This window comes from Pseudomonas sp. RIT288 (assembly GCF_000631985.1).
In the GTDB taxonomy this organism is placed as follows: domain Bacteria; phylum Pseudomonadota; class Gammaproteobacteria; order Pseudomonadales; family Pseudomonadaceae; genus Aquipseudomonas.
In genome coordinates, this window is sequence record NZ_JFYN01000005.1 from 183846 (window position 1) to 207614 (window position 23769).

20 protein-coding genes, 3 tRNA genes and 1 pseudogene are annotated in these 23769 nt (G+C 58.6%); 2 read left to right on the plus strand and 22 right to left on the minus strand.

Annotation, left to right across the window (positions count from 1 at the left end; all coding sequences use genetic code 11):
* Positions 1–52: 52 nt before the first annotated feature.
* From BW33_RS30395 to BW33_RS06765, 5 genes and pseudogenes are all read right to left on the minus strand, one after another.
* Positions 53–982 (minus strand): methyl-accepting chemotaxis protein, encoded by a 930-nt coding sequence (locus BW33_RS30395; protein ID WP_442965393.1) that lies wholly within the window; start codon positions 980–982, stop codon positions 53–55.
* Positions 959–2050: pseudogene (locus BW33_RS30400) on the minus strand (methyl-accepting chemotaxis protein); the annotation flags it as partial. The pseudogene BW33_RS30400 and the gene BW33_RS30395, both read right to left, overlap by 24 nt.
* A gap of 253 nt (positions 2051–2303) precedes the next feature.
* Complete coding sequence (ampE, locus tag BW33_RS06755) at positions 2304–3143, minus strand: regulatory signaling modulator protein AmpE (RefSeq protein WP_047597920.1); 840 nt, start codon at positions 3141–3143, stop codon at positions 2304–2306.
* The gene (gene ampD, locus BW33_RS06760) at positions 3140–3700 is read right to left on the minus strand and encodes a 1,6-anhydro-N-acetylmuramyl-L-alanine amidase AmpD (RefSeq protein ID WP_003221563.1); all 561 of its coding nucleotides are present in this window, start codon (positions 3698–3700) and stop codon (positions 3140–3142) included. Before ampD ends, ampE begins: the two co-directional genes overlap by 4 nt.
* A gap of 64 nt (positions 3701–3764) precedes the next feature.
* Positions 3765–5951, minus strand: coding sequence for a DUF1631 domain-containing protein (locus BW33_RS06765; protein ID WP_047597922.1), 2187 nt, complete (start codon positions 5949–5951; stop codon positions 3765–3767).
* A 423-nt stretch (positions 5952–6374) separates the two neighbouring features.
* Between BW33_RS06765 and nadC the strand changes: the two genes are divergently transcribed.
* Positions 6375–7223: a carboxylating nicotinate-nucleotide diphosphorylase gene (nadC, locus tag BW33_RS06770; RefSeq protein WP_047597924.1), complete on the plus strand. Its 849-nt coding sequence runs from the start codon at positions 6375–6377 to the stop codon at positions 7221–7223.
* Between the two features lie 51 nt (positions 7224–7274).
* Here nadC and BW33_RS06775 read toward each other — a convergent pair whose 3' ends face one another.
* From BW33_RS06775 to rlmE, 17 genes are all read right to left on the minus strand, one after another.
* Positions 7275–7574 carry a DUF6388 family protein gene (locus BW33_RS06775; RefSeq protein WP_047598030.1) on the minus strand — a complete coding sequence of 100 codons (300 nt, stop codon included), beginning with the start codon at positions 7572–7574 and terminating at the stop codon, positions 7275–7277.
* A 229-nt stretch (positions 7575–7803) separates the two neighbouring features.
* Positions 7804–7879, minus strand: a tRNA-Thr gene (locus BW33_RS06780).
* Positions 7880–8071: 192 nt separating this feature from the next.
* Positions 8072–10177: a polyribonucleotide nucleotidyltransferase gene (gene pnp / locus BW33_RS06785; protein ID WP_007961443.1), complete on the minus strand. Its 2106-nt coding sequence runs from the start codon at positions 10175–10177 to the stop codon at positions 8072–8074.
* Between the two features lie 193 nt (positions 10178–10370).
* Positions 10371–10640, minus strand: a complete 270-nt coding sequence (gene rpsO / locus BW33_RS06790; RefSeq protein WP_003221553.1) for a 30S ribosomal protein S15 — start codon at positions 10638–10640, stop codon at positions 10371–10373.
* 115 nt (positions 10641–10755) lie between these two features.
* Entirely contained in the window at positions 10756–11673 is a 918-nt protein-coding gene (gene truB, locus BW33_RS06795) for a tRNA pseudouridine(55) synthase TruB (RefSeq protein WP_024011571.1), read from the minus strand.
* A 4-nt stretch (positions 11674–11677) separates the two neighbouring features.
* On the minus strand, positions 11678–12076 hold the full coding sequence (rbfA, locus tag BW33_RS06800; protein ID WP_047597925.1) for a 30S ribosome-binding factor RbfA: 399 nt from the start codon (positions 12074–12076) through the stop codon (positions 11678–11680).
* 160 nt (positions 12077–12236) lie between these two features.
* Entirely contained in the window at positions 12237–14753 is a 2517-nt protein-coding gene (infB, locus tag BW33_RS06805) for a translation initiation factor IF-2 (RefSeq protein WP_047597927.1), read from the minus strand.
* 27 nt (positions 14754–14780) lie between these two features.
* Entirely contained in the window at positions 14781–16262 is a 1482-nt protein-coding gene (gene nusA, locus BW33_RS06810; RefSeq protein WP_003221546.1) for a transcription termination factor NusA, read from the minus strand.
* 47 nt (positions 16263–16309) lie between these two features.
* Positions 16310–16768, minus strand: coding sequence for a ribosome maturation factor RimP (rimP, locus tag BW33_RS06815; protein WP_007973115.1), 459 nt, complete (start codon positions 16766–16768; stop codon positions 16310–16312).
* Positions 16769–16906: 138 nt separating this feature from the next.
* Positions 16907–16983: transfer RNA gene (locus BW33_RS06820), tRNA-Met, on the minus strand.
* Between the two features lie 97 nt (positions 16984–17080).
* Positions 17081–17166: transfer RNA gene (locus BW33_RS06825), tRNA-Leu, on the minus strand.
* Between the two features lie 22 nt (positions 17167–17188).
* The gene (secG, locus tag BW33_RS06830) at positions 17189–17575 is read right to left on the minus strand and encodes a preprotein translocase subunit SecG (protein WP_027610782.1); all 387 of its coding nucleotides are present in this window, start codon (positions 17573–17575) and stop codon (positions 17189–17191) included.
* A gap of 4 nt (positions 17576–17579) precedes the next feature.
* On the minus strand, positions 17580–18335 hold the full coding sequence (tpiA, locus tag BW33_RS06835; RefSeq protein WP_008088336.1) for a triose-phosphate isomerase: 756 nt from the start codon (positions 18333–18335) through the stop codon (positions 17580–17582).
* A gap of 65 nt (positions 18336–18400) precedes the next feature.
* Positions 18401–19738, minus strand: a complete 1338-nt coding sequence (gene glmM / locus BW33_RS06840; protein ID WP_047597929.1) for a phosphoglucosamine mutase — start codon at positions 19736–19738, stop codon at positions 18401–18403.
* 16 nt (positions 19739–19754) lie between these two features.
* Positions 19755–20606 carry a dihydropteroate synthase gene (folP, locus tag BW33_RS06845; protein ID WP_047597931.1) on the minus strand — a complete coding sequence of 284 codons (852 nt, stop codon included), beginning with the start codon at positions 20604–20606 and terminating at the stop codon, positions 19755–19757.
* 8 nt (positions 20607–20614) lie between these two features.
* Positions 20615–22522 (minus strand): ATP-dependent zinc metalloprotease FtsH, encoded by a 1908-nt coding sequence (gene ftsH, locus BW33_RS06850; RefSeq protein ID WP_045122149.1) that lies wholly within the window; start codon positions 22520–22522, stop codon positions 20615–20617.
* Between the two features lie 202 nt (positions 22523–22724).
* Entirely contained in the window at positions 22725–23354 is a 630-nt protein-coding gene (gene rlmE / locus BW33_RS06855; RefSeq protein ID WP_003221536.1) for a 23S rRNA (uridine(2552)-2'-O)-methyltransferase RlmE, read from the minus strand.
* A gap of 101 nt (positions 23355–23455) precedes the next feature.
* On the opposite strand from rlmE, the gene BW33_RS06860 reads away from it, so the two are divergent.
* Positions 23456–23764, plus strand: coding sequence for a YhbY family RNA-binding protein (locus tag BW33_RS06860; RefSeq protein ID WP_003221534.1), 309 nt, complete (start codon positions 23456–23458; stop codon positions 23762–23764).
* Positions 23765–23769 lie beyond the last annotated feature (5 nt).

Here is a 23769-nt window from a genome sequence, read left to right on the forward strand (position 1 = left end):
GTCCCATCGGGGATGAATCCCCTCGCCACTGGGTCTTCCGCTGGGTCAGGATTCAGACGCGGAACGCGCTTATCAGTTGTTTCAGTTCCACCACCTGCGCCGACAGTGCCCGGCTGGCGTCTTCGGTCTGGTGCGCACCCTGCGCCGTGCGCTCGCCGGCGCGGTTGATCTCGACGATGTTCTGGTCGATGTCATGGGCCACGGCAGTCTGTTGCTCCACGGCGGCAGCGATCTGCTGGTTCTGATCGACGATCATGCCTACCGCGCCGAGGATGTTTTCCAGCGCCTGCTGAACCTTTTCCGACTGCCCGACCGTGCCGTTGGCCATCTGATGGCTGACGCCCATGGCTTTCACCGCCGCGCCGACGCCGCCATGCAGTTTGGCGATCATCTGCTCGATTTCTTCGGTCGATTGCTGGGTGCGCTTGGCCAACGTACGCACTTCGTCCGCCACCACCGCGAACCCTCGCCCCTGCTCGCCGGCCCGGGCCGCTTCGATGGCGGCATTGAGCGCCAGCAGGTTGGTCTGTTCGGCAATGCTTTTGATCACTTCCAGTACGCGACTGATCGACTGGCTGTCGCTGGCCAACTGGTTGATCACCAGCACCGATTGATCGATCTCGCTGGCCAGCGCGGCAATGCTGCCCTGCTGCGACTCCACCAGTGTGCGACCGCTGACGGTTTCATCGTTGACGCTGTGCGCGCTGCTCACCGCTGCCGCTGCGCTGCGTGCAACTTCCAGCGAGGTCGCTGACATCTGGTTCATCGCGGTCGCCACTTGCTCGATCTGCGTGCGCTGCCCGGCCACCGCCTGATTGCTTTGCGCCGAGACAGTCTGCACCTGCCCGGCCTGGCGTTCGACCTCTGCCACCGTATGGCCGACCCGCTCGATCAGGTCGTGGATTTTCCTCACCGTGCCGTTGAACACCTCACCCAGCTCGCCCAGTTCATCGCGGCTGCTGGCCTTGAAATTGACCGTCATGTCACCGGCGGCAACCTTGTCCATCATCGCGCCCAGGCGCTTGAGCGTGGTGCGGGTCGAGGCGTAGAAACCAGCGTAGAGATAGAAAATCAGCACAAACACCACCGCCAGCGCCACCGCTTGCAACACCATGTGCGTGCGGTTTTGCGCCAGGCGCTGCTGCAGTTGGGTATCAAGGAATTTCAGGGTCGCGTCATTGAGCTGGTAGGTCTGCGCCATCAGCCCGGTGACCTGATCGTAAAACGCCTGCCACGGGGTATCGAGGGTCTCGGCCACCACGACTTTCGCCTCAAACAGTTCACTGGCCTGTTTGAGCGACGCCTTGCTGCTGTCGGCCGGTGCGCTGAGGCTGGCGCGCGCGGCCTGGCTGGAGTCGAGGGCGTCCTGCAATTTCAACGCGTATTCGGCCTGGAGCTTTTCGATCTGCGCCAGCAACTCGTCGAAACGGGTGCTCGACGAACTGTTGAGAAAGCCCTGCCCCAACGAATACGACCCAATGGCCCGACCTTCGCCCAAGGTCTGGGACACGGCCGGGGTGATGTTGGTGAGCAGCTCGCTGAGCTGGCGGATGTCGCTCTGATTGTCGCGGCTCAAACCGGCCTGACTGGCGATGATCTGGCTGAAAATCTGCGCGTTGCCAAGCAGTTTGCCGATCATCGCGCTTTTGCTTTGCAGGGAGCTTTCCGCCTGTTGGGCCTTGAACGCGCTGGTCATTTCATCGCGTTTGCCGTCGAACAGTTTGATCTGCTCGGGATCGTCGGTCATCGCTTGCAGACCTTGCAAGCGTGCCAGCACGGTTTGCTCCAGGCTGCTGATCTGCGCTTCAAGATTGTCGGCTTTGCCGGACTGGCCGAGGGTGACGTTGATCTGCACCAGATTGTTCAGCGTCTCCAGATCCCGGCGCAGGCTCAGGCTGCTGCCCAGCAGATCGAGGCTCTGCAACTCGACCCGGGTGCCCTGAAATTCACGATAGGAGTCGCGCACCAGATAAAAATTGGTCACCAGCATCGGCACGAGGAACAGCACGCTGATCAGGCTGAACTTCATGCCGAAGCTCAGACGGTTCATCAGCGAGACGGCGGGATAGAGCAAGCTCTTCACTGGAAGTCTCCCTTGGCTTTTCTTGTTTTTATTGGCAGGCGCGGGGCGAAAGCAGATAGCCACTATCGGCGCTGTCTCTGTATAGCTCAAATCGGCGGGAGGTTTTGTAACTTAAGGTTAACGACAAAAAAGATCGCAGCCTTCGGCAGCTCCTACAGGAAAACCACGATCCCGGTGTAGGAGCTGCCGCAGGCTGCGATCTTTTGATCCTGCTTTAAAGTCAGTGGATCAGCACGGTCCACAAGGCAAAACCGGCATACCACAGCACCGCCGCGCGCAGCAGCAGTTCCCACAGGCAATCCAGCGTGTTGATGCCTTCAGGACCGACCACCGGCGGCGGGATCTCACCCGCTGCCAGCCCGACCTTGTTGATCAGCTGCGCGGCGCTGATGTTCCAGTTCAGCAGCTCATGCAACATCACCCGGCTGACCGCGACGAAGTTGCCGACCAGCGCAAGGCTGGCAGCCAGCAGGCGCACCGGCAACCAGTCAAAGGCGTGACGTAACTGGCCGGCACGTTCGGCGAGCGCCGGGTTCTGGCTGTTTTCTTCAGCCAATGCGAGCAAGCGATAAGCCAGCGCCGCGACCGGACCGAGCACGAAGTACCAGAAGATCACCGCGAAGAAACTCTGGTAAGCCTGCCACAACAGATGGCCTTGCACCTGATCCAGCAATTGCTCACCACTGTCGGCACAGATATCCAGATCACGCTTGGCCACATGCGCGGCCGCTTGCAGGTCTTCGCGCCGCCAGGCGTCACGAAATGGCCCGAGGCCACCGAGCAGATCACCGCGCCCCAGCGCGTAAATCACCACCAGCAAATGCACCGGCAATGCCAGCAAGCCGTACGCAACGGGTTCCAGTACCACCAGCAACAAGCCGAGCAGCGCCACCGGCAGCAACACCAGAATCGTCAGTACCAGCCATGGTCGCCGGGCCAGGCGCTCGCTGGTTTCGAGTTTGTGCAGTTCGCGGATCCATCCGCCATCGCGTTGAACCCGATGGCGCAGGGCCGAGAATTTCTCGATCCAGACCGCCAGCAGTAACACCAGAAAACTCATTGTCCTTCCTCTTGTGCCAGGGCTGCGCGGTAACGCGCCCAGTCGAATGCCGGGCCAGGATCGGTCTTGCGCCCGGGTGCGATGTCGCTGTGCCCGCAGATACGGGCGCCGGTGATGGCCGGAAATGCTGTTTGCAGCTGACGCGTCAGCGTGATCAGCGCCTGATACTGCGCATCGGTAAAGGGCAGATCATCAGTGCCTTCGAGCTCGATGCCCACGGAAAAATCGTTACAGGTTTCCCGGCCTTCGAACATCGACACGCCAGCATGCCACGCCCGCTCAAGACAGGAGACAAACTGGGTGACGCTGCCGTCACGCTCGATCAGAAAATGCGCCGAGACGCGCAGGTCGGCAATTCCTGCAAAATAGGGATGCTCGGTGACATCCAGACGATTCTGGAAAAATTCCTGCACCTTGCCGGTGGCGAACTGCGCCGGCGGCAGGCTGATGTTGTGGATCACCAACAGGGAGATTTCGCCCGCAGGGCGTTCATTGAAGTTGGGCGATGGGCAGACCTGTACCCCGTGACACCACCCGCTAGCGGGATCCAACTGCATACCGATTCCTTCAACGCCGACTGTGTTGGCGCCCAGTATGCCGTGATCGGCCCCCGGCGCGCGATCACTTGCCGCGATTGAGTCGCCGCAGATTGCCGAGCACCGACTCCAGCGCCCGATCGAACAGCAAGGTGTCATCCAGTGCTCGCACCGCGCCACGACGAAACTCAAGGGCCAGTTCGACGCGGCTGCGCTCCAGTACTTTCATCCCGGTACGGTCGACAAACACGTATTTGCCGGTGGCTTCGATGATTGCTGCCAGTTTGCAGCGCAGGCTGTGCTCGTCGTCTTCCTGGAACGCGACCCAACTGCCCAGGCGCAGTTGCTCCAACTGACGCAGCCCCGGGTCGTCATGCGCCAGGCCGCTGGCATTCAGGCCGATCGCGCCCTCATCAGCGCTGCGCAGGGTAATGTGCTGCGACACCTCCACCAACGCCGGCGCATCGGCCGGCGGCTGCTCGGTTGAGGGTTCAAGCACCCGCACATGCAGCGCTTCCAGCTCGCTGAAAAATTCGCTGGTGGCGAACGGATCAAACGCCGAACTGCTCAGGCCATCACGCAATGATTTGAGCAAACCGGGCACCAGCGCCAGCAACTGCAGACCGGCGTCCTCCTCGTCGTGACGCTGCACGCTCCAGATCAATTGTTCCATGGTCTGCACATCGGCCTGCCATTCAGCGCAGTGGTCGCCATGTTTGAGGCAGGTCAGCAGCAGCACTTTGCTCCACGCATCACGTACAAAGGTCACCACCGACGGCGGCAGGACTTTACCCAGCAACGCCTGATTCAGCACATGCTCGACTCGCTGCCGAGCCAGTTCGGTTTTCGCCCGCCCTTCCTCGGCATCGCGCAAACGCTGTTCGAGCAATTCGCTGCGCCGCCGCTCATCACTGGTGAAGGCCAGGAAATCAGCGAGCAACTCGGAGAAAATCGCCGGGTCGTCGACGAAGTCACTCAACAGGCGCTGCACCACTTGTTCAATGCGCAGATACAGGCTGTCGCGCGCTTCGCCATTGCAATCGCCCCAGCCCATGGCGGCATCGGCGATTTCATTGAGCAGGCGCCGAGCCGGGTGGCTGCTGCGGCTGAAGAAGCTCTTGTCGAGTACTGCCACCTTGAGCATCGGAATCTGCAAACGGGCGATCAACGCCTTGAGCGAACCCGGCAGGTTACGGTCTTCGAGGATGCAGTCGAAGACCATGGCGATCAGGTTGATCACGTCTTCATCCGCACCGTCGACGATGCGTGATTTGCCGCTCCTGACGCTGACCCGCGTCAGCAGCTGCTCAAGCTGATTGCGCAGATCGAAATCGTCCTGCGCCGCCAGCGCCGGGACGTATTGCTGCAAATGCGACAGCAGGCGCAGCAGGTCGCGGGTGGTAATCGGTTGCGCCGCCGCACTCGGTTCCAGGGTCGGCGCGACGCTGCCGCGCACGTGCAGCAGCAGTTCCTGCAACGCGGCGAAGACCTCCTGCACGCTCTCGTCGGCGGGCGCGGGTTCGTCACTTTCTTCACTGCTGATGCTTGCGGCCGCACGCTCGATTGCGCGGCGTGCAGGCGCCGGTTTCAACTCGGGCAACACGCCGGTGGCCACCAGCAATTGATTGGCTTCGGCGTACAACTGCTCGGTATCGGCCAGCACGTAGCGTTCGAACAGCTTGAGCAGGATCAGCTTGACCTTGATCTCCACGCCCAGGTTACGTCCGGCCTGCAGAAAGAACTCGCAGAGCATCGCCGGGCCGAGCGGGTTGTGTTGGTTATCGAAATCCTTGCCCAGCAACACGTTGAGCCGCGCGGTCAGCTGATCAAGGGCAAAACCGTCGCGCTTGAGCACCCGACCGACCATGGTTTCGACCGCCACGCTGCGCTCCATGTCATCGGTACGCGGTGCGCAATCCTCGAATATCAGCGTGCCGGGCAATGTGGGTTGTACGACTTCGTATTGAATCAGCGCGACGAAGGCTTCGAAGAATTGCTCGAGAAAACCCCGTTCGATGTTTTTGCGCTTGAGGCGCAGGTCGCGCATGGCTTCGAAAAAGATGTTCTGTTCGACATCGTTACGCGCCCGGTCGGCCATTTCGAACAGGGTGTCGTCAGCGTTATCAAACAACTCCTGCAAGCCGTGACGCAGTTGCTGGGCAGCCTTGTCGCGGACCTGAAGCAGAATCACAGGCAGGCGGGCGAGCGGCGAGTGATTCGCCTGATCGGTAGCAGCCTTGTGCAAAGGCACTACATTCCCGTCGTTCTGCATCCAAGCCTCCTGTAACGGTGATTTCACTGGTCGCAAACATCGAGTGCACCGACCACAACACACGTGTCGTGAACCAGCGCAAATCCCTGTAGGAGTGAGCCTGCTCGCGATAGCGGTGTGTCAGTCGCACCAATGTCGCTGCCAGAATTTCGCGAGCAGGCTCGCTCCTACAGTGGTGAATAGGGGCGTCAGATGAACGTCAAAGCTATGACGTCAAATGCAAGGCGAATTATCTTGCAAAACTTGTCCCCGGCGCTATAGCCGTCAGGGTTTCCCCTATGTCCGCGACACCTTCCAGTGACCACGAAAACGGCGCTTTGCTCACAGAAAATCGACCAGTTGCAGTCAGGCACGCGCGTTCTCGCCTTGGGTTGGCTCCTGCCATGCCCCTATAATCGGCGCACTTAGTTTGTGGAGCCCGTTATGCCGAATCTACATCTCGCCGATCTGACCGCCGAAATCGAAGCCAACGTGCGCCGTGCGTTGTTCGAAGATGTCGGCAGCGGCGACATCACCGCGCAACTGATCCCGGCCGAACGTCTGGCCAAAGCCACCATCATCACTCGCGACGAGGCGGTTATCTGCGGCACGGCGTGGGTCGATACGGTGTTTCGCCAGCTCGATCCGCGGGTCGCGGTGCATTGGCAGGTAAGGGACGGTGAACGGGTCAAACCCAATCAGCCGCTGTTTCATCTGGAAGGCCCGGCCCGTTCGTTGCTGACTGGCGAACGCAGCGCGCTGAACTTCCTGCAACTGCTGTCCGGCGTGGCAACGCGTGCGCAGTATCTGGCGGACTTCGTGGCCCAGACCCAGGTCAAGCTGCTGGATACCCGCAAGACCCTGCCGGGCCTGCGTCTGGCGCAAAAATACGCAGTGACCTGCGGCGGTTGCCACAACCACCGCATCGGCCTCTACGACGCGTTCCTGATCAAGGAAAACCACATCGCCGCCAGCGGTGGCATCGCGCAGGCCATCGCCGCCGCGCACAAGATCGCGCCGGGCAAACCGGTGGAAGTCGAAGTGGAGAGCCTGGAGGAGCTGAAGGAGGCGCTGGCAGCCGGCGCCGATATCATCATGCTCGACGAGTTGAGCCTGGACGACATGCGCGAAGCCGTCCGCCTGACTGGCGGCAAGGCCAAACTGGAGGCCAGCGGCGGCATCAATGAAAGTACGCTGCTACCGATCGCCGAGACCGGGGTGGATTACATCTCGATCGGTGCGATGACCAAGGATGTGAAGGCAGTGGATCTGTCGATGCGTCTGAGCCTCTGAGGCCGTCACGCCATAAAAAACGCCAGCCCGATTGAGGCTGGCGTTTTTGTATCAGACCACCAGATTATTCATCTCGCAGTACTCGTCCCACTCGACGCCCAACACTTCGGCCGCCTCCTTGTGCAGCTCCAGGCGCTTGGCCTCAAACTCTTCAGGGGTGCTGGTGTACTTGAGCGTCAACTCCCACGGCTGCAAGCCCTGGGCTTCAGCTTCGTCCTCGAATGCCCACTGGACCTGATCCTTCTGATCATCAGGACTCAAGTCCTTGATCTCTTCCAGCAGCTGGGGCGCGTCGAGCTTGTATTTCTCCAGCGCTTGTTCGTGACGTTGCTCTTGAGTTAATTCGGTCATGGCGTTCTCGCTGATCGTAAGAATGGAGGATGGATCTGGATCATCAAGGATCTCTCTGACGCGGATTGTCCGGCCTTCGGAACCATTCGGGATCATCTGAAAACTGCTAAGCGATGCTCATGCAGGCACCGAATATAGGACGTTTGCATGACGAATTACACGGCTCTTTACATCTCTCGCACAAAAACTTTGACCTGGGAGACATAAATCGCGGGATTGCGTGAGGGGATGGTGCCCGAGACAGGAATCGAACCTGCGACCTTCGCGTTACGAGTGCGCTGCTCTACCGGCTGAGCTACACGGGCGGTGGGCTAAACCTAGCACCGGTTTTCATAAAAGCAAAGATCGCAGCCTTCGGCTGCTCCTACAAAACAGGTGTGATACCGATCGTGTAGGAGCTGCCGCAGACTGCGATCTTTTGATCTTTAAGCCTGACAAAAAAATGCCCCGCCGTTTTCACGGCGGGGCATTTTCATTGCGCTAAAGCTGTGGGGTGATTAAACGCCCGAAGCCTTGGCCGCTGCCACGTCTTTGATGGACAGCTTGATACGGCCGCGGTTGTCCACGTCCAGTACCAGCACTTCCACTTCCTGGCCTTCTTTCAGGATGTCGGTGACTTTCTCAACGCGAGCGTCGCTCAGCATCGAGATGTGTACCAGACCGTCCTTGCCCGGCAGGATGTTGACGAATGCGCCGAAGTCGACGATGCGCTCAACCTTGCCGACGTAGATCTTGCCGATCTCAGCCTCTGCAGTGATGCTCAGAACGCGCTGACGAGCAGCTTCTGCGGCATCCTTGGTTTCGCCGAAGATCTTGATCGAACCGTCGTCTTCGATGTCGATCGAAGCCTTGGTTTCTTCGCAGATCGCACGGATGGTCGCGCCACCTTTACCGATAACGTCACGGATCTTGTCGGTGTCGATCTTCATCGCGATCATGGTCGGAGCGTTGGCCGACAGCTCGGTACGCGACTGGCCGATGATCTGGTTCATCTGGCCGAGGATGTTCAGGCGCGCTTCCAGGGCTTGGCCCAGAGCGATTTCCATGATTTCTTCGGTGATGCCCTTGATCTTGATGTCCATCTGCAGCGCAGTAACGCCTTTGGCGGTACCGGCTACTTTGAAGTCCATGTCGCCCAGGTGGTCTTCGTCACCCAGGATGTCGGTCAGAACGGCGAACTTCTCGCCTTCTTTAACCAGACCCATGGCAATACCGGCAACCGGCGCCTTCATTGGAACACCAGCGTCCATCAGGGCCAGGGAAGCGCCGCAAACGGAAGCCATCGAGCTCGAACCGTTGGATTCGGTGATTTCCGAAACCACACGGATGGTGTACGGGAACACGTCAGCGGCTGGCAGCATGGCCGAAACCGAACGACGGGCCAGACGGCCGTGACCGATTTCACGACGACCGGCACCACCCATGCGACCACACTCGCCCACCGAGAACGGAGGGAAGTTGTAGTGCAGCATGAACGGGTCTTTTTTCTCGCCTTCCAGGGTGTCCAGCAGCTGTGCGTCACGGGCGGTGCCCAGCGTCGCAACGACCAGAGCCTGGGTCTCGCCACGGGTGAACAGCGCCGAACCGTGAGTCTTCGGCAGAACGCCGACTTCGATGTTCAGCGGACGTACGGTACGGGTGTCGCGACCGTCGATACGTGGCTTGCCGTTAACGATGTTTTCGCGAACGGTGCGGTATTCGATTTCACCGAAAGCGGCTTTGACGTCAGCAGCCGAAGGCTGGCCTTCTTCGCCGGACAGCTTGGCGACAACCTGGTCTTTCAGCTCACCCAGACGTGCGTAGCGGTCAGCCTTGACGGTGATGGTGTAAGCCTGGGAGATCGCTTCGCCGAACTCGGCACGGATCGCGCCCAGCAGTTCGGTGGCTTCTGGAGCAGGCGCCCAGGTCCAGGTTGGCTTGGCAGCTTCAGCGGCCAGTTCTTTGACGGCGTTGATCACCACCTGGAACTCGTCGTGAGCAAACAGTACCGCGCCCAGCATCTGGTCTTCGGTCAGCTCTTTGGCTTCCGATTCAACCATCAGTACGGCGTCGGAAGTACCGGCAACGACCATGTCCAGGCTCGAAGCAGCTTGCTGCTCGTAGGTCGGGTTCAGCAGGTAGCCGGTGCTTTCGTGGAAAGCGACACGAGCGGCGCCGATCGGGCCGTCGAACGGAATGCCCGAGATGGCCAGGGCAGCCGAGGTACCGATCATCGCAGCGATGTCCGGATCGGTCTTCTTGCTGGTGGAAACGACGGTGCAGACAACCTGCACTTCGTTCATGAAGCCTTCTGGGAACAGCGGACGGATCGGACGGTCGATCAGTCGGGAAGTCAGGGTTTCTTTCTCGGAAGGACGGCCTTCACGCTTGAAGAAACCGCCAGGGATCTTACCGGCAGCGTAAGTCTTTTCCTGGTAGTGAACGGACAGAGGGAAGAAGCCCTTGCCCGGATCGGCTTGCTTGGCACCGACTACGGTCACCAATACGCTGACGTCGTCGTCAACGGTGACCAATACTGCGCCGGAGGCCTGACGGGCGATACGGCCAGTCTCGAGGGTAACGGTCGACTGACCGAACTGGAATTTTTTGATTACCGGGTTCACGGTGTCCTACCTTCTTTGTGGCTCTTGGGGGAACTGGTTTCTTGCGAAATTCTTGGGCAATGTCGGGAATCGGCCCGCTGACTGTCCGGGTAAAACGGTAGTGCAGATAAAACTTGAGGCTGGGAGCCTGCCAGCCACCAGCGGAAAACCGCTGATGCCTGACAGACAACCAACCTCATAGCGCAATCGCTGATTAGCGACGCAGACCCAGGCGGCCGATCAGAGCGCTGTAACGGCTCAGATCTTTGCCTTTCAGGTAGTCCAGCAGCTTACGACGCTGGTTTACCATGCGGATCAGACCACGACGGGAGTGGTGGTCTTTACCGTTGGCCTTGAAGTGACCTTGCAGTTTGTTGATGTTGGCGGTCAGCAGTGCAACTTGCACTTCTGGCGAACCAGTATCACCAACAGCTTGCTGGTAGTCGGCAACGATTTGAGCTTTTTCTTGAACGTCGAGAGCCATGAGGCAATCCTTTTATCAGGAAACTGTTTCAAAAACAGTTTCAACAGGCCAGGGACAAATCCCTGTATCTATAAATGAGTAGTGACCGTGCCTGTTAACAGCCACACTCGTTCGGTCATTCTGACCGAATCAGTCGACGCGGCGCGATGCGCCCGTCTTCGCTCACTTCACCGATACCGATGAAGCGACCATTGTGATCCTGTACCCGTACCATGCCGAACTTCGGAGCATCCGGGGCACGTACCGGCTGGCCGTTGAGCCAGTAGAACGCACTCGCTTCGGAGAAGTGCAGCAGCGGCCAATCCTGCAGGCCGCTGTCCGATGGCATCAGGAAGCGGTCGACCGCTTCGTTGCCGCCTTCGGCATGTACCGCTTCCAGCTCTTCGAGGGTCACGGTCTGCGCCAGGGTGAAAGGCCCGGCCTGGGTACGACGCAGTTCCGCGACGTACGCACCACAACCGAGTTGCTCACCGATATCCTCCACCAGGGTTCGAATATAGGTGCCCTTGCTGCAATCCACCGCAAGACGCGCAGTATCGCCTTCGAAGGCCAGCAATTCCAAGCGCGCAATAGTAACAGAACGCGGTTCGCGCTCCACTACTTCGCCTGCACGAGCCAGCTTGTACAGCGGCTGACCGTCACGCTTGAGCGCCGAGTACATCGGCGGTATCTGACTGATTTGCCCACGAAATTTCGGCAGAACCGCTTCGACATCGGCGCGACCAACGGTCACCGGACGCTCCTGCAAAACCTCACCCTCGGCGTCCGCCGTGGTAGTGGTCTTGCCCAGTTGCGCCAGGGTTTCGTAACCCTTGTCGGAGTCGAGCAGGTATTGCGAGAACTTCGTTGCCTCGCCAAAGCACAGCGGCAAGACACCGGTGGCCAGCGGGTCGAGACTGCCGGTGTGACCGGCCTTCTCGGCGTTGAGCAACCAGCGAACCTTCTGCAACGCGGCGTTGGAGGTGAACCCCAGCGGCTTGTCGAGCAGGATGATACCGCTGACGTTACGACGGATACGTTTGACCTGAGCCACCGAATTACTCCTTGGTGTCTTCAGGTGCAGCGACCACGTGCTGATTGTCCTCAGCCACGGCGCGCTCGATCAGGGCCGACAGATGCGCGCCACGCACGACGCTTTCGTCGTAGTGGAAGTGCAATTGCGGCACGCTGCGCAACTTCATTTCACGGGCCAGCTGCATGCGCAGGAAACCTGCGGCAGCGTTGAGCACCTTGATGCTTTGCGCGATGTCTTCGGCGTTGTCCTGCCCCATCACGGTGATGAAGATCTTCGCGTGACCGACGTCACGGCTGACTTCCACTGCGGTAATGGTAACCAGACCAACACGCGGGTCTTTGACTTCACGACGGATCAGTTGGGCCAGCTCACGCTGCATCTGATCGCCGATACGTTGGGTACGGCTGTATTCTTTTGCCATGATTTTGTTACCTGTTACTGCCCCACGGTGAAACCCGCAAGGTCTGAAAGCGGCAAACGCCCGGCCTGACAAAAGCCAGACCGGGCGTTGCGTTTAGAGTCCTGACGCCGTGGCGCGCATCTGCATGCGGCGGCTCGGCGTGGCCCTTGAAGTGCGCGAGTCAGAGGCTGCGAGCAACCTGAACCTTCTCGAAGACTTCGATCTTGTCACCGACTTTGACGTCGTTGTAGCTCTTCACGCCGATACCGCATTCCATGCCGGCACGTACTTCGGAAGCGTCATCCTTGAAGCGGCGCAGGGATTCCAGCTCGCCTTCGAAGATAACGATGTCTTCACGCAGTACACGGATCGGACGGTTACGGTGCACAACACCTTCGATCACCATGCAACCGGCGATCGCGCCAAACTTCGGCGAACGGAACACGTCGCGCACTTCGGCCACGCCCAGGATGTTCTCGCGAACATCGCTGCCGAGCATGCCGGTCAGGGCTTTCTTGACGTCTTCGATGATGTCGTAGATCACGTTGTAGTAACGCATGTCCAGACCTTCCTGCTCGACGATCTTCCGTGCGCCAGCATCGGCACGCACGTTGAAGCCGAACAGTACAGCGTTGGAAGCCAGTGCCAGGTTGGCGTCGGATTCGGTGATACCACCGACACCGCCACCGACTACGCGCACTTGCACTTCGTCGTTGCCCAGGCCGTTCAGAGCGCCCTGCAAAGCTTCCAGCGAACCACGGACGTCGGATTTGAGGACGATGTTGAGCGTCTTCTTCTCTTCCTGGCCCATGTTTTCGAAGATGTTTTCCAGCTTGCCGGCGTGAGCGCGAGCCAGTTTGACTTCGCGGAACTTGCCTTGACGGAACAGAGCCACTTCACGGGCTTTCTTCTCGTCGGCAACCACGCTCATCTCGTCGCCAGCGTCCGGCGTACCGTCAAGACCCAGGATCTCGACCGGAATGGCCGGACCTGCTTCCTTGATCGGCTTGCCGTTCTCGTCGAGCATGGCGCGCACGCGGCCATAGTTCGAGCCGACCAGCACCATGTCGCCTTGACGCAGCGTACCGTCCTGAACCAGCACGGTGGCCACCGGGCCACGGCCCTTGTCCAGACGCGATTCGACTACAACACCACGGCCAGGAGCCGATGGAGTGGCGGTCAGTTCGAGCACTTCGGCTTGCAGCAGAACGGCTTCGAGCAGTTCGTCAACGCCGGTACCCATTTTCGCCGAAACCGGTACGAATGGCGTATCGCCGCCCCACTCTTCGGAAGTCACGCCGTGAACCGACAGTTCGCTACGGATGCGATCGAGGTCGGCACCTGGCTTGTCGATCTTGTTCACCGCAACCACCAGAGGAACGCCAGCCGCCTGAGCGTGCTGAACAGCCTCGATGGTTTGCGGCATCACGCCGTCGTCCGCCGCAACCACCAGGATCACGATGTCGGTCGCCTTGGCACCACGGGCACGCATTGCGGTAAACGCAGCGTGACCAGGGGTGTCGAGGAACGTCACCATGCCGCGGTCGGTTTCAACGTGGTAGGCGCCGATGTGCTGGGTAATGCCGCCGGCTTCGCCTGCTGCTACCTTGGCACGACGGATGTAGTCGAGCAGGGAAGTCTTACCGTGGTCAACGTGGCCCATGACGGTCACGACGGGTGCACGGGAAACTGCCTCACCTTCAAACTTCAGGGACTCGGCCAGGGAATCTTCCAGGGCGGTGTCACTGACCAGGGTCACTTTGTGGCCCAGCTCTTCAGCTACCAGTTGAGCAGTTTCCTGATCGAGAACCTGGTTGATGGTCGCTGGAGTGCCCAGTTTGAACATGAACTTGATGATTTCAGCAGCCTTGACCGACATCTGCTGGGCGAGATCGCCAACAGTGATGGTCTCGCCGATCTTCACTTCACGCACGACAGGACCGGTAGGGTTCTGGAAACCGTGAGCGTTGCGCTTCTTCAGCTTGGCCTTGCCGCGACCACCACGACGGAAGCCATCGCTTTCTTCGTCGGTAGTGCGTGGCGCCACACGTGGAGCCGGCGCTTTTTCTTTGACCGATGCGCGATGCGGAGCGTTTTTGCGCTCGCCATCGCCACCACCGCGACGATTGTTATCGTCGGCACGTGGTTTGTCCGGGCGGCGCTGTTCGTCACGCTTGCGAGTGTCGGCAGCTGGCGCAGCAGCAACCGGCGCGGCGTCGCGCACAGGTTCAGCGACCGGCGCAGGAGCTGCAACAGCTTCGGCAGGAGCGGACGGCGCAGCAGCAGGCTGGCGACGCGCTTCTTCTTCAGCGCGCTGCTTGGCTTCTTCTTCAGCCTTCTGACGGGCAGCATTTTCTACTGCGCGACGCTCTTCCAGTTCACGCTTGCGCTCGGCTTCGATTTCTTCCGGGCTACGCTGTACGAAAACTTTCTTTTTGCGAACTTCAACGCTGATGCTCTTGCTACCAGCCACACGCAGGGTGCTGGTGGTTTTACGCTGCAGCGTGATCTTGCGTGGTTCTTCCACTTTCGCCTTGTGGCTGCTCTTCAAGTGAGTCAGCAGGGATTGCTTCTCACTGTCAGTCACATTTTCTTCGGCGGCGGTGTGCGGCAGACCTGCCTCACGCATCTGCTGCAACAGGCGCTCTACCGGTGTTTTGACCTCATCGGCCAGTTGTTTCACCGTGACTTGCGTCATGCACTTCTCTCCTCAGGCCGCGCCTAATTACTCGAACCAGTGGGCTCGGGCGGCCATGATCAACTTGCCGGCACGATCATCGTCAATGCCGTCGATGTCGAGCAGGTCGTCAATAGACTGCTCGGCCAGGTCTTCGCGGGTAATTACGCCGCGCACCGCCAGTTCCATCGCCAAATCCTTGTCCATACCCTCAAGCGAGAGCAGGTCTTCGGCCGGATGGGCGTCTGCCAGCTTTTCCTCAGTAGCGATGGCTTTGGTCAACAAACGATCCTTGGCACGAGCGCGAAGCTCGTTGACGATATCTTCGTCAAAGCCGTCGATGTTGAGCATTTCTTCCAACGGTACGTAGGCAATCTCTTCCAGGCTGGTGAAGCCTTCATCTACCAGCACCTGAGCCAGCTCTTCGTCGACTTCCAGCTCGTCGATGAAGTTGCGCAGGATGTCACCGGTTTCTGCTTGCTGCTTAGCCTGGATGTCCGATTCGGTCATCACGTTCAGGGTCCAGCCAGTCAACTGGCTCGCCAGACGCACGTTCTGACCACCCCGACCGATGGCCTGAGCCAGATTGTCTGCGCCAACGGCGATGTCCATTGCATGGGCATCTTCGTCAACGATAATGGCCGCCACTTCTGCCGGCGACATGGCATTGATCACGAACTGCGCCGGGTTATCGTCCCACAGGACGATATCGACACGCTCGCCACCCAACTCGCCCGACACGGCCTGGACGCGCGAACCGCGCATACCGATGCACGCGCCCTGCGGGTCGATGCGTTTGTCCTTGGAACGGACAGCGATCTTGGCACGCGAACCCGGATCACGGGACGCCGCCATTACTTCGATCAGGCCTTCAGCGATTTCCGGCACTTCGATACGGAACAGCTCGATCAGCATTTCCGGCGCGGTACGCGACAGGATCAGCTGCGGGCCGCGGTTCTCGGTGCGGATTTCCTTGAGCAGTGCACGCAGACGCACACCGACACGGAAGGTTTCGCGAGAAATGATGTCTTCACGGGCCAGCAACGCTTCAGCGTTGTTGCCCAGATCGACGATCACGTTGTCGCGGGTGACTTTCTTCACGGTGCCGGAGATGATTTCTCCCAGGCGCTCGCGATAGGCGTCGACCACTTGAGCGCGCTCGGCTTCACGCACTTTCTGCACGATGACCTGTTTGGCGGTCTGTGCAGCAATGCGGCCGAACTCGATGGATTCGATCTTTTCTTCGACGACGTCGCCGACCTTGGCGCCCGGATGCGTTTCGGCAACCTTGCTTGGCCAGGTTTCGATCGCAGGATCGTCGAGATCATTCTCTTCGACGACTGTCCAGCGACGGAAAGTCTCGTAGGAACCGGTGTGGCGGTTGATTTCCACACGCAGGTCAACTTCGTCTTCAAAACGCTTTTTGGTAGCAGTGGCCAGAGCCAGCTCCAGCGCTTCAAAAATCACGCTTGCCGGTACGCCCTTTTCATTGGATACCGACTCAACAACCAGCAGTACTTCTTTGCTCATCGTACGCCTCGCCTTTCGCAAGCCATTGGATCCGCGGGATCCGCGTCTCAGTCAAAACTGGGAATAATGTTGGCCTTGTCGATCATATCGATCGGCAACAGGAATTCATGGTCTTCTACCTGCACCACGACATCCTGTTCTTCTACACCGCGCAGAAGGCCCTGAAAGTTGCGTCGACCTTCAAAAGGCGAGCGCAGCTTGATCTTCACTTGTTCACCGGCAAATTTTGCAAACTGCTCAAGAGTGAACAGTGGGCGTTCCATGCCAGGCGAGGAAACTTCGAGGGTGTATTCAACGGAGATCGGATCTTCAACATCCAGAACACCGCTGATCTGACGGCTGACAATGGCGCAATCGTCCACCAGCACGCCACCCTCTTTATCGATATAAACACGCAACATCGAGTGACGACCTTGAGCCGAAAACTCGATACCCCAGCATTCATAGCCTAGGGCCACGACCACCGGGGCCAACAAGGCCTGCAACTCTTCTAGCTTGCTCGACACCTGAACCCCCTCGTGCATGTAAATGCATGCGCTGCAAAATAAAAAAATGGGCGAAACGCCCATCCTTGAAACGCCGTCGAACAGCGGCGCAGAAAGTGTCCAGCTAACAAAAAGCCCCTGAAAAGGGGCTCCTTAAACTGGTTGCGGGGGCCGGATTTGAACCGACGACCTTCGGGTTATGAGCCCGACGAGCTACCAGACTGCTCCACCCCGCGACAAAGCTGGGGCGGAAGTATACGACCGATCCCTTATAGGGTCAATGTAACCTTCCACCTGCAAGAAAGCCCGCAACAGCGGGCTCTCCTGACTAATTGGTACCGAGAAGGGGACTCGAACCCCTACACCCTATGGGCACAACCACCTCAAGGTTGCGTGTCTACCAATTCCACCACCTCGGCAAAACTACGTTTGAAACTCTTCTTACTTCTGCTCTTGAGCTGGAGGTACGTCAGTCGCTGGAGTAGCCGACTTTTGCTCTTGAAGCACCGGGACATCATCAGAAGCCGGTTGTTGTTGCTTAGGTACTTCCAACACTGCTGGATCTGGCAAACCTGCTTGAGTCAGCTGATGAGCCTTCTCTTTAGCAAAGTAACCTAACCCCAAGCTGGTTATGAAGAAACCGGCGGCAAGTATAGCAGTAAACTTACTAAGAAAGGTAGAGGAACCTTGGCTTCCGAACACAGTATTTGAAGCACCTGCTCCGAAAGACGCGCCAGCGTCCGCACCTTTACCCTGCTGCAGCAAAACCAGAGCAACTACGCCCAATGCACCCAGCAGATGAAAAACGACTACGACTGTTTCCAGCATTTTTTCAGTTTCCCGCGGCGCGACAAATCGCACCGAACTCATCTGCATTCAGGGAGGCTCCACCAATGAGCCCCCCATCGATATCCGGCATGCCGAACAGTTCGACCGCATTGGCCGCCTTCACGCTGCCGCCGTATAGAAGCCGCACACCTCGTGCGACTTCAGAATTCTCTGCCGCCAACTGCTCGCGAATGGCTTTATGCACATCCTGAGCCTGTTGCGGCGTTGCAGTCAGTCCGGTACCAATGGCCCAGACAGGCTCGTAAGCAATGACTGCCTTGGCAAAGGCACCAACACCCAGCTCCTCGATGATGCTGCCCAGCTGACGCCCGACAACCTCAAGAGTTTTTCCGGCTTCGCGCTGTTCGAGGGTTTCCCCTACACACAACACCGGAATCAAGCCACATGCCTGTGCCGCTGCGAACTTGCGATTCAGCATTCCGTCTCGCTCGCCCATTATCTGGCGGCGTTCGGAGTGCCCGACAAGCACCAGGGAACAACCTGCATCCACCAACTGACTCGGTGCAATTTCACCGGTCAATGCACCTTGCATGGATTCCACCGCAGAATTCTGCGCACCGACCGAAATCGATTTACCTTTCAAGCCATCAATCACTTGATTGATATGCAAGCAAGGCGGGAATACCGCGACATCAACACCGCTTGGCAAGGCCAGATGACGAAGGCCGTTGATCAGCTCAGCGACGCTGGCGCGGGTACCGTGCATCTTCCAGTTACCAGCTACCATAGGGCGACGCATGCTGTACCTCGTCGGTCAAAGTGGGCGCAGATGTTACCCAACACAATCATGGCTGGCAAGCCGAATCAGGCAGAAACTTCACTTACCAGTTTTGCCAGTTCTTCGGCATAGGTACGAACCTGAGTTTCATCCTCACCTTCGACCATTACGCGCACCAAAGGCTCTGTACCGGACTTGCGCAAAAGTACCCGGCCACGCCCCGCCATCGCCTGGGTGACACGCGCACTGGCTTCCTTGACAGCCGGATGCTCAAGCGGGCTTTCGCCGCCACCGAAACGCACGTTGATCAGCACCTGAGGGCACTTGCGCAAGGCCTGCCGCGTTTGCGCCAACCCTTCATTGCGAGCCTTCAGTGCCATCAGCACCTGGAGCGCAGCAATGATCGCATCACCGGTGGTGGTGTGATTGAAGCAGACGATATGCCCCGAGTTCTCACCACCGACCAGCCAGTTACGCTCGAGCAGCTCAGCGATCACATAACGGTCGCCTACGTTGGCGCGAATGAACGGAATCGAGAGCTCAGCAAGTGCCAGCTCCAGCCCCAGGTTGCTCATCAGCGTGCCGACTACGCCGCCCTGCAATTTGCCACGCCCGTGCAGATCACGCGCGATGATGAACAGCAACTCGTCACCATCAACGATGGCGCCCGTATGATCAACCATCAGCACCCGATCACCGTCACCGTCAAAAGCGATACCCAGATCAGCGTGCTCAGCGAGAACCGCGGCCTGCAGCTGACCCATATGAGTCGAGCCGCAATTGTCATTGATGTTCAGACCGTTGGGCTGAGCCGACAGCACGACCACTTCCGCACCCAACTCACGGAACACACTCGGAGCAACCTTGTAGGTAGCACCGTGTGCACAGTCGATCACGATCTTCATACCGGAAAAACTGGTACCGGTCGGTACACTGCTTTTGCAGAATTCGATGTAGCGGCCGGAGGCGTCATTGATGCGCGACACTTTGCCGATCTTGCTCGACTCAACCACAGTCATCGGGGTATCGAGCAATTCTTCGATCATCAACTCCAACTCATCAGGCAGCTTGGTGCCCTTGCCGGAGAAGAACTTGATGCCGTTATCGTCGTGCGGGTTGTGCGAAGCACTGATCACGATCCCGGCCTCGGCCTGGAACGTGCGCGCCAGATAGGCAATCGCCGGAGTCGGCATCGGACCGAGCAGCATCACATCGGCGCCCGCTGACGTCAGGCCTGCTTCAAGCGCCGATTCGAACATGTAGCCAGAGATGCGCGTGTCCTTGCCGACCAGCACCTTGCAGGCGCCCATCTTGCGAAAGGCCATACCCGCCGCCCAGCCGAGCTTGAGCATGAAGTCAGGAGTGATCGGATATTCACCGACACGACCACGAATACCGTCAGTACCAAAGTATTTCTTGCTCATAAGTGCTCCATCATTCTTATTCGGCTGATTCCACGGCCGCGAGCATGCGCACCACGTCTACCGTTTCCGCCACATCATGGACGCGCAATATACGCGCTCCCTTCACCGAAGCGAGTGCTGCGAGAGCCAGCCCACCATACAGACGCTCACCCACGGGGCGGTTCAACGCGTGGCCAATCATGCTTTTGCGTGAGACACCGACCAATAGCGGACGCCCCAGCGCGTGCAGAGCTTCCATATGCTTGAACAAGCTTAAATTGTGCTGCAGGGTTTTCGCGAAACCGAAACCGGGATCAAGAATGATCCGCTCGGCAGGAATACCCGCCACCGCACATTGAGTCATGCGCTCTGCCAGAAACTCTCCCACTTCCCGGGTAACGTCCTGATAATGCGGATTGTCCTGCATGTCACCCGGCTCGCCGAGCATGTGCATCAGGCAGACCGGCAACCCGGTCGCGGCTGCGGCATCCAGCGCGCCATCGCGGCGCAGCGAGCGCACATCATTGATCAACCCGGCACCCAGGCGCGCCGTTTCACGCATCACCGCAGGTGTCGAAGTATCAACCGAGATGACCACATCCAGCTCGCGATTGACCAACTCCACGACTGGAGCTACGCGCTCCAACTCTTCCAGGGGCGAAACCGCTCGAGCGCCAGGCCGGGTCGATTCGCCGCCGACATCGATCAGCGTCGCACCAGCAGCCACCATGGCTTCGGCGTGACGCAAGGCCACGTCGAGCTGGTTGTACCGGCCGCCGTCTGAAAAAGAGTCGGGAGTGACATTGAGAATGCCCATGACATGCGTCCGGGCCAAATCAAGAACCCGGTTGCCGCAAGGCAACCGGGTCAGGGACTGTACAGAAGTCATTTCAAACCTTAAACGTCAGCAGCCGGACCGCCGATCGGTGTTTCCGGACGCTCATCCTGGATCACTGGAGGCGGAGGCGTACCCGTGCCACCAGTCCAGTCACGCGGCTCACGAGGCGTACGACCCGCCATGATGTCGTCGATCTGCTCGGCATCGATGGTTTCGTACTTCATCAGCGCATCGGCCATGGCATCCAGCTTGTCACGGTTGTCCGTGAGGATCTGCTTGGCTGTGCCGTAGCACTGATCGATGATGCTGCGCACTTCGGAGTCGATCAGTTTGGCCGTCTCACCGGAGAAGCTTGCAGCCTGACCACCACCACCGCGACCGAGGAACACTTCACCCTCTTCTTCGGCGTACATCAGCGGACCGAGTTTTTCCGACAGCCCCCACTTGGTCACCATGTTCCGCGCAATCTGACTGGCGCGCATGATGTCGTTGGAAGCACCGGTGGTCACACCGTCGAAACCAAGGGTCATTTCTTCAGCGATACGGCCACCGTACAGCGAGCAGATCTGACTGATCAGCGCACGCTTGGACAGACTGTAGCGATCCTCTTCCGGCAGGAACATGGTCACACCCAGCGCACGACCACGCGGGATGATCGAAACCTTGTAGACCGGATCATGCTCAGGCACGACGCGACCGACGATGGCGTGGCCCGCTTCGTGATAAGCCGTGTTCTGCTTTTCTTTCTCGGACATGACCATCGATTTGCGCTCGGCGCCCATCATGATCTTGTCTTTGGCCAGCTCGAATTCTTTCATTTCGACGATGCGTTTGCCGCTGCGTGCAGCGAACAGCGACGCTTCGTTGACCAGGTTGGCCAGATCAGCACCGGAGAAGCCAGGAGTGCCACGTGCGATAACGGCAGGAGCCACGTCATCACCCATTGGCACTTTGCGCATGTGAACCTTGAGGATCTGCTCGCGACCGCGGATATCCGGCAGACCTACAACGACCTGACGGTCGAAACGGCCCGGACGCAGCAGCGCAGGGTCGAGTACGTCAGGACGGTTGGTGGCAGCGATCACGATGATGCCGTCATTCATTTCAAAGCCGTCCATCTCCACCAGCAACTGGTTGAGAGTCTGCTCACGCTCGTCGTGACCGCCGCCCATGCCGGCGCCACGGTGGCGACCGACGGCGTCGATTTCGTCGATGAAGATGATGCAAGGCGCGTGCTTCTTGGCCTGCTCGAACATGTCGCGTACGCGGCTTGCACCAACACCCACGAACATTTCAACGAAGTCGGAACCGGAGATGGTGAAGAACGGTACTTTGGCTTCGCCGGCAATCGCCTTGGCGAGCAAGGTTTTACCAGTACCCGGAGGACCGACCATCAATACGCCGCGAGGAATACGACCACCCAGGCGCTGGAATTTGCCCGGGTCACGCAGAAACTCAACCAGCTCGCCGACTTCTTCCTTGGCTTCGTCGCAACCGGCAACGTCAGCCAACGTGGTTTTCACCTGATCTTCGGAGAGCAGGCGTGCCTTGCTCTTGCCGAAGCTCATCGGCCCGCCCTTGCCACCGGCACCGCCCTGCATCTGGCGCATGAAGAACATGAACACCGCGATGATCACCAGGATCGGGAAGCTGGCCACCAGGAGTTGAGTCCAGATGCTTTGCTGTTCAGGCTGCTTGCCTTCGACCACAACGTGGTTGTCGACCAGATCGCCGATCAGGCCATTGTCCTGAATCGCCGGACGAATGGTCTTGAAGCTGTCGCCATCATTGCGTTTGCCGGTAATTACATAGCCGTCAACGGCTACGCGCTCGACCTTGCCATCCTTGACCTGCTGGATGAAGTCGGAATAGTTGAGGGTCTGCGGCTCGTTAGGGCTGGAGAAGTTGTTCATCACCGTCACGAGGACTGCCGCGATGATCAACCACAGGATCAGATTCTTTGCCATATCGTTCAATTAACTACCCTCTGAAGCAAGCTCCGCTACTGGCGCGCGCTTCGCATGATATTCACCGGCCTAACTTACTACATTACCTACAACTCTGGCAGGCGCCGTCTGTAACCCTTTGTGAAACACTTTCTACACAATATTCGCTTATGCACGCGGGGCAAAATACGAAAAACCTATCGCCCCGCCAAAAAACCTCGCTTTACTCGTTACCACCGCGGTAACCCCAAGCCAGCATGTATTGCTCGCGGGAGCTGCCACGGGAAGAATCCGGCTTGATCATCTGGATCTTGTCGAATTTCTTGCGGGCATCCTTCAGGTAAACATCAAACCCTTCGCCCTGAAAAATCTTGATCACGAAATTGCCACCCGGTTTGAGTATCCGCTCCGCCAGATCAAGCGCCAGCTCACAAAGGAACATGGCTTTGGGCATGTCCACTTCAGGCGTACCACTCATATTGGGGGCCATATCGGAAATCACAAGGTCAACCTGCGAATTACCCACCGCTTCAAGGATCCGCGCGAGCACTTCGTCCTCGGTGAAGTCACCCTGAATGAAGGTAACGTCCGGGATGCTGTCCATTTCCAGGATGTCAGATGCGATCAGACGCCCCTGACCGCCAATCAACCGACTGGTGACCTGCGACCAGCCGCCAGGCGCTGCGCCCAGGTCGACAACGCTCATGCCGGAACGGATCAACTTGTATTTTTCCTGGATCTCCAGAAGCTTGTAACTCGCACGCGAGCGGTAGCCATCCTTCTGCGCCTGCTTCACATAAGGATCGTTGACATGTCGTTTCAGCCAACCAAGGCTTGTCTTGGAACGCGCCATTGGGCACCTCGATAATAAGGGTCGTGATTAATTGGGCGGATCCACGAACCCTCGGGTAAAATGGCCGCCATTTTACAGAATCCAGACGAAAGGGTCAGATTATGCCGCTCACTCCAGAGCAGAAGAAACAGTACAAATCCATTGGCCACCACCTCAAACCAGTTTTGACGGTGGCGGACAACGGTCTGACTGAAGGTGTATTAGCCGAACTTGAACGCGCCCTGGCGGATCACGAGCTGATCAAGATCAAGCTCAATATCCTCGACCGCGAGTCGCGCCTGGCGCACATTGCAGAGCTGTGCAAGGTCGGCAAGGCTGACCTGGTGCAGGTCATCGGCAAGATGGCACTGGTTTATCGCAAGAACTTCAGCGTCAACAAGCAGCTGTCGAACGTTCATCGCTTCAAGTGATGACA

What these genes read in the sequence shown, in the direction of transcription:
- BW33_RS30395 (WP_442965393.1), bottom strand. Translation starts at nt 982, where the DNA reads ATGACGGTCAATTTCAAGGCCAGCAGCCGCGATGAACTGGGCGAGCTG.
- ampE (WP_047597920.1), bottom strand. Translation starts at nt 3,143, where the DNA reads ATGAGTTTTCTGGTGTTACTGCTGGCGGTCTGGATCGAGAAATTCTCG.
- ampD (WP_003221563.1), bottom strand. Translation starts at nt 3,700, where the DNA reads ATGCAGTTGGATCCCGCTAGCGGGTGGTGTCACGGGGTACAGGTCTGC.
- BW33_RS06765 (WP_047597922.1), bottom strand. Translation starts at nt 5,951, where the DNA reads ATGCAGAACGACGGGAATGTAGTGCCTTTGCACAAGGCTGCTACCGAT.
- nadC (WP_047597924.1), top strand. Translation starts at nt 6,375, where the DNA reads ATGCCGAATCTACATCTCGCCGATCTGACCGCCGAAATCGAAGCCAAC.
- BW33_RS06775 (WP_047598030.1), bottom strand. Translation starts at nt 7,574, where the DNA reads ATGACCGAATTAACTCAAGAGCAACGTCACGAACAAGCGCTGGAGAAA.
- rpsO (WP_003221553.1), bottom strand. Translation starts at nt 10,640, where the DNA reads ATGGCTCTCGACGTTCAAGAAAAAGCTCAAATCGTTGCCGACTACCAG.
- rbfA (WP_047597925.1), bottom strand. Translation starts at nt 12,076, where the DNA reads ATGGCAAAAGAATACAGCCGTACCCAACGTATCGGCGATCAGATGCAG.
- infB (WP_047597927.1), bottom strand. Translation starts at nt 14,753, where the DNA reads ATGACGCAAGTCACGGTGAAACAACTGGCCGATGAGGTCAAAACACCG.
- nusA (WP_003221546.1), bottom strand. Translation starts at nt 16,262, where the DNA reads ATGAGCAAAGAAGTACTGCTGGTTGTTGAGTCGGTATCCAATGAAAAG.
- secG (WP_027610782.1), bottom strand. Translation starts at nt 17,575, where the DNA reads ATGCTGGAAACAGTCGTAGTCGTTTTTCATCTGCTGGGTGCATTGGGC.
- tpiA (WP_008088336.1), bottom strand. Translation starts at nt 18,335, where the DNA reads ATGCGTCGCCCTATGGTAGCTGGTAACTGGAAGATGCACGGTACCCGC.
- glmM (WP_047597929.1), bottom strand. Translation starts at nt 19,738, where the DNA reads ATGAGCAAGAAATACTTTGGTACTGACGGTATTCGTGGTCGTGTCGGT.
- folP (WP_047597931.1), bottom strand. Translation starts at nt 20,606, where the DNA reads ATGACTTCTGTACAGTCCCTGACCCGGTTGCCTTGCGGCAACCGGGTT.
- ftsH (WP_045122149.1), bottom strand. Translation starts at nt 22,522, where the DNA reads ATGGCAAAGAATCTGATCCTGTGGTTGATCATCGCGGCAGTCCTCGTG.
- rlmE (WP_003221536.1), bottom strand. Translation starts at nt 23,354, where the DNA reads ATGGCGCGTTCCAAGACAAGCCTTGGTTGGCTGAAACGACATGTCAAC.
- BW33_RS06860 (WP_003221534.1), top strand. Translation starts at nt 23,456, where the DNA reads ATGCCGCTCACTCCAGAGCAGAAGAAACAGTACAAATCCATTGGCCAC.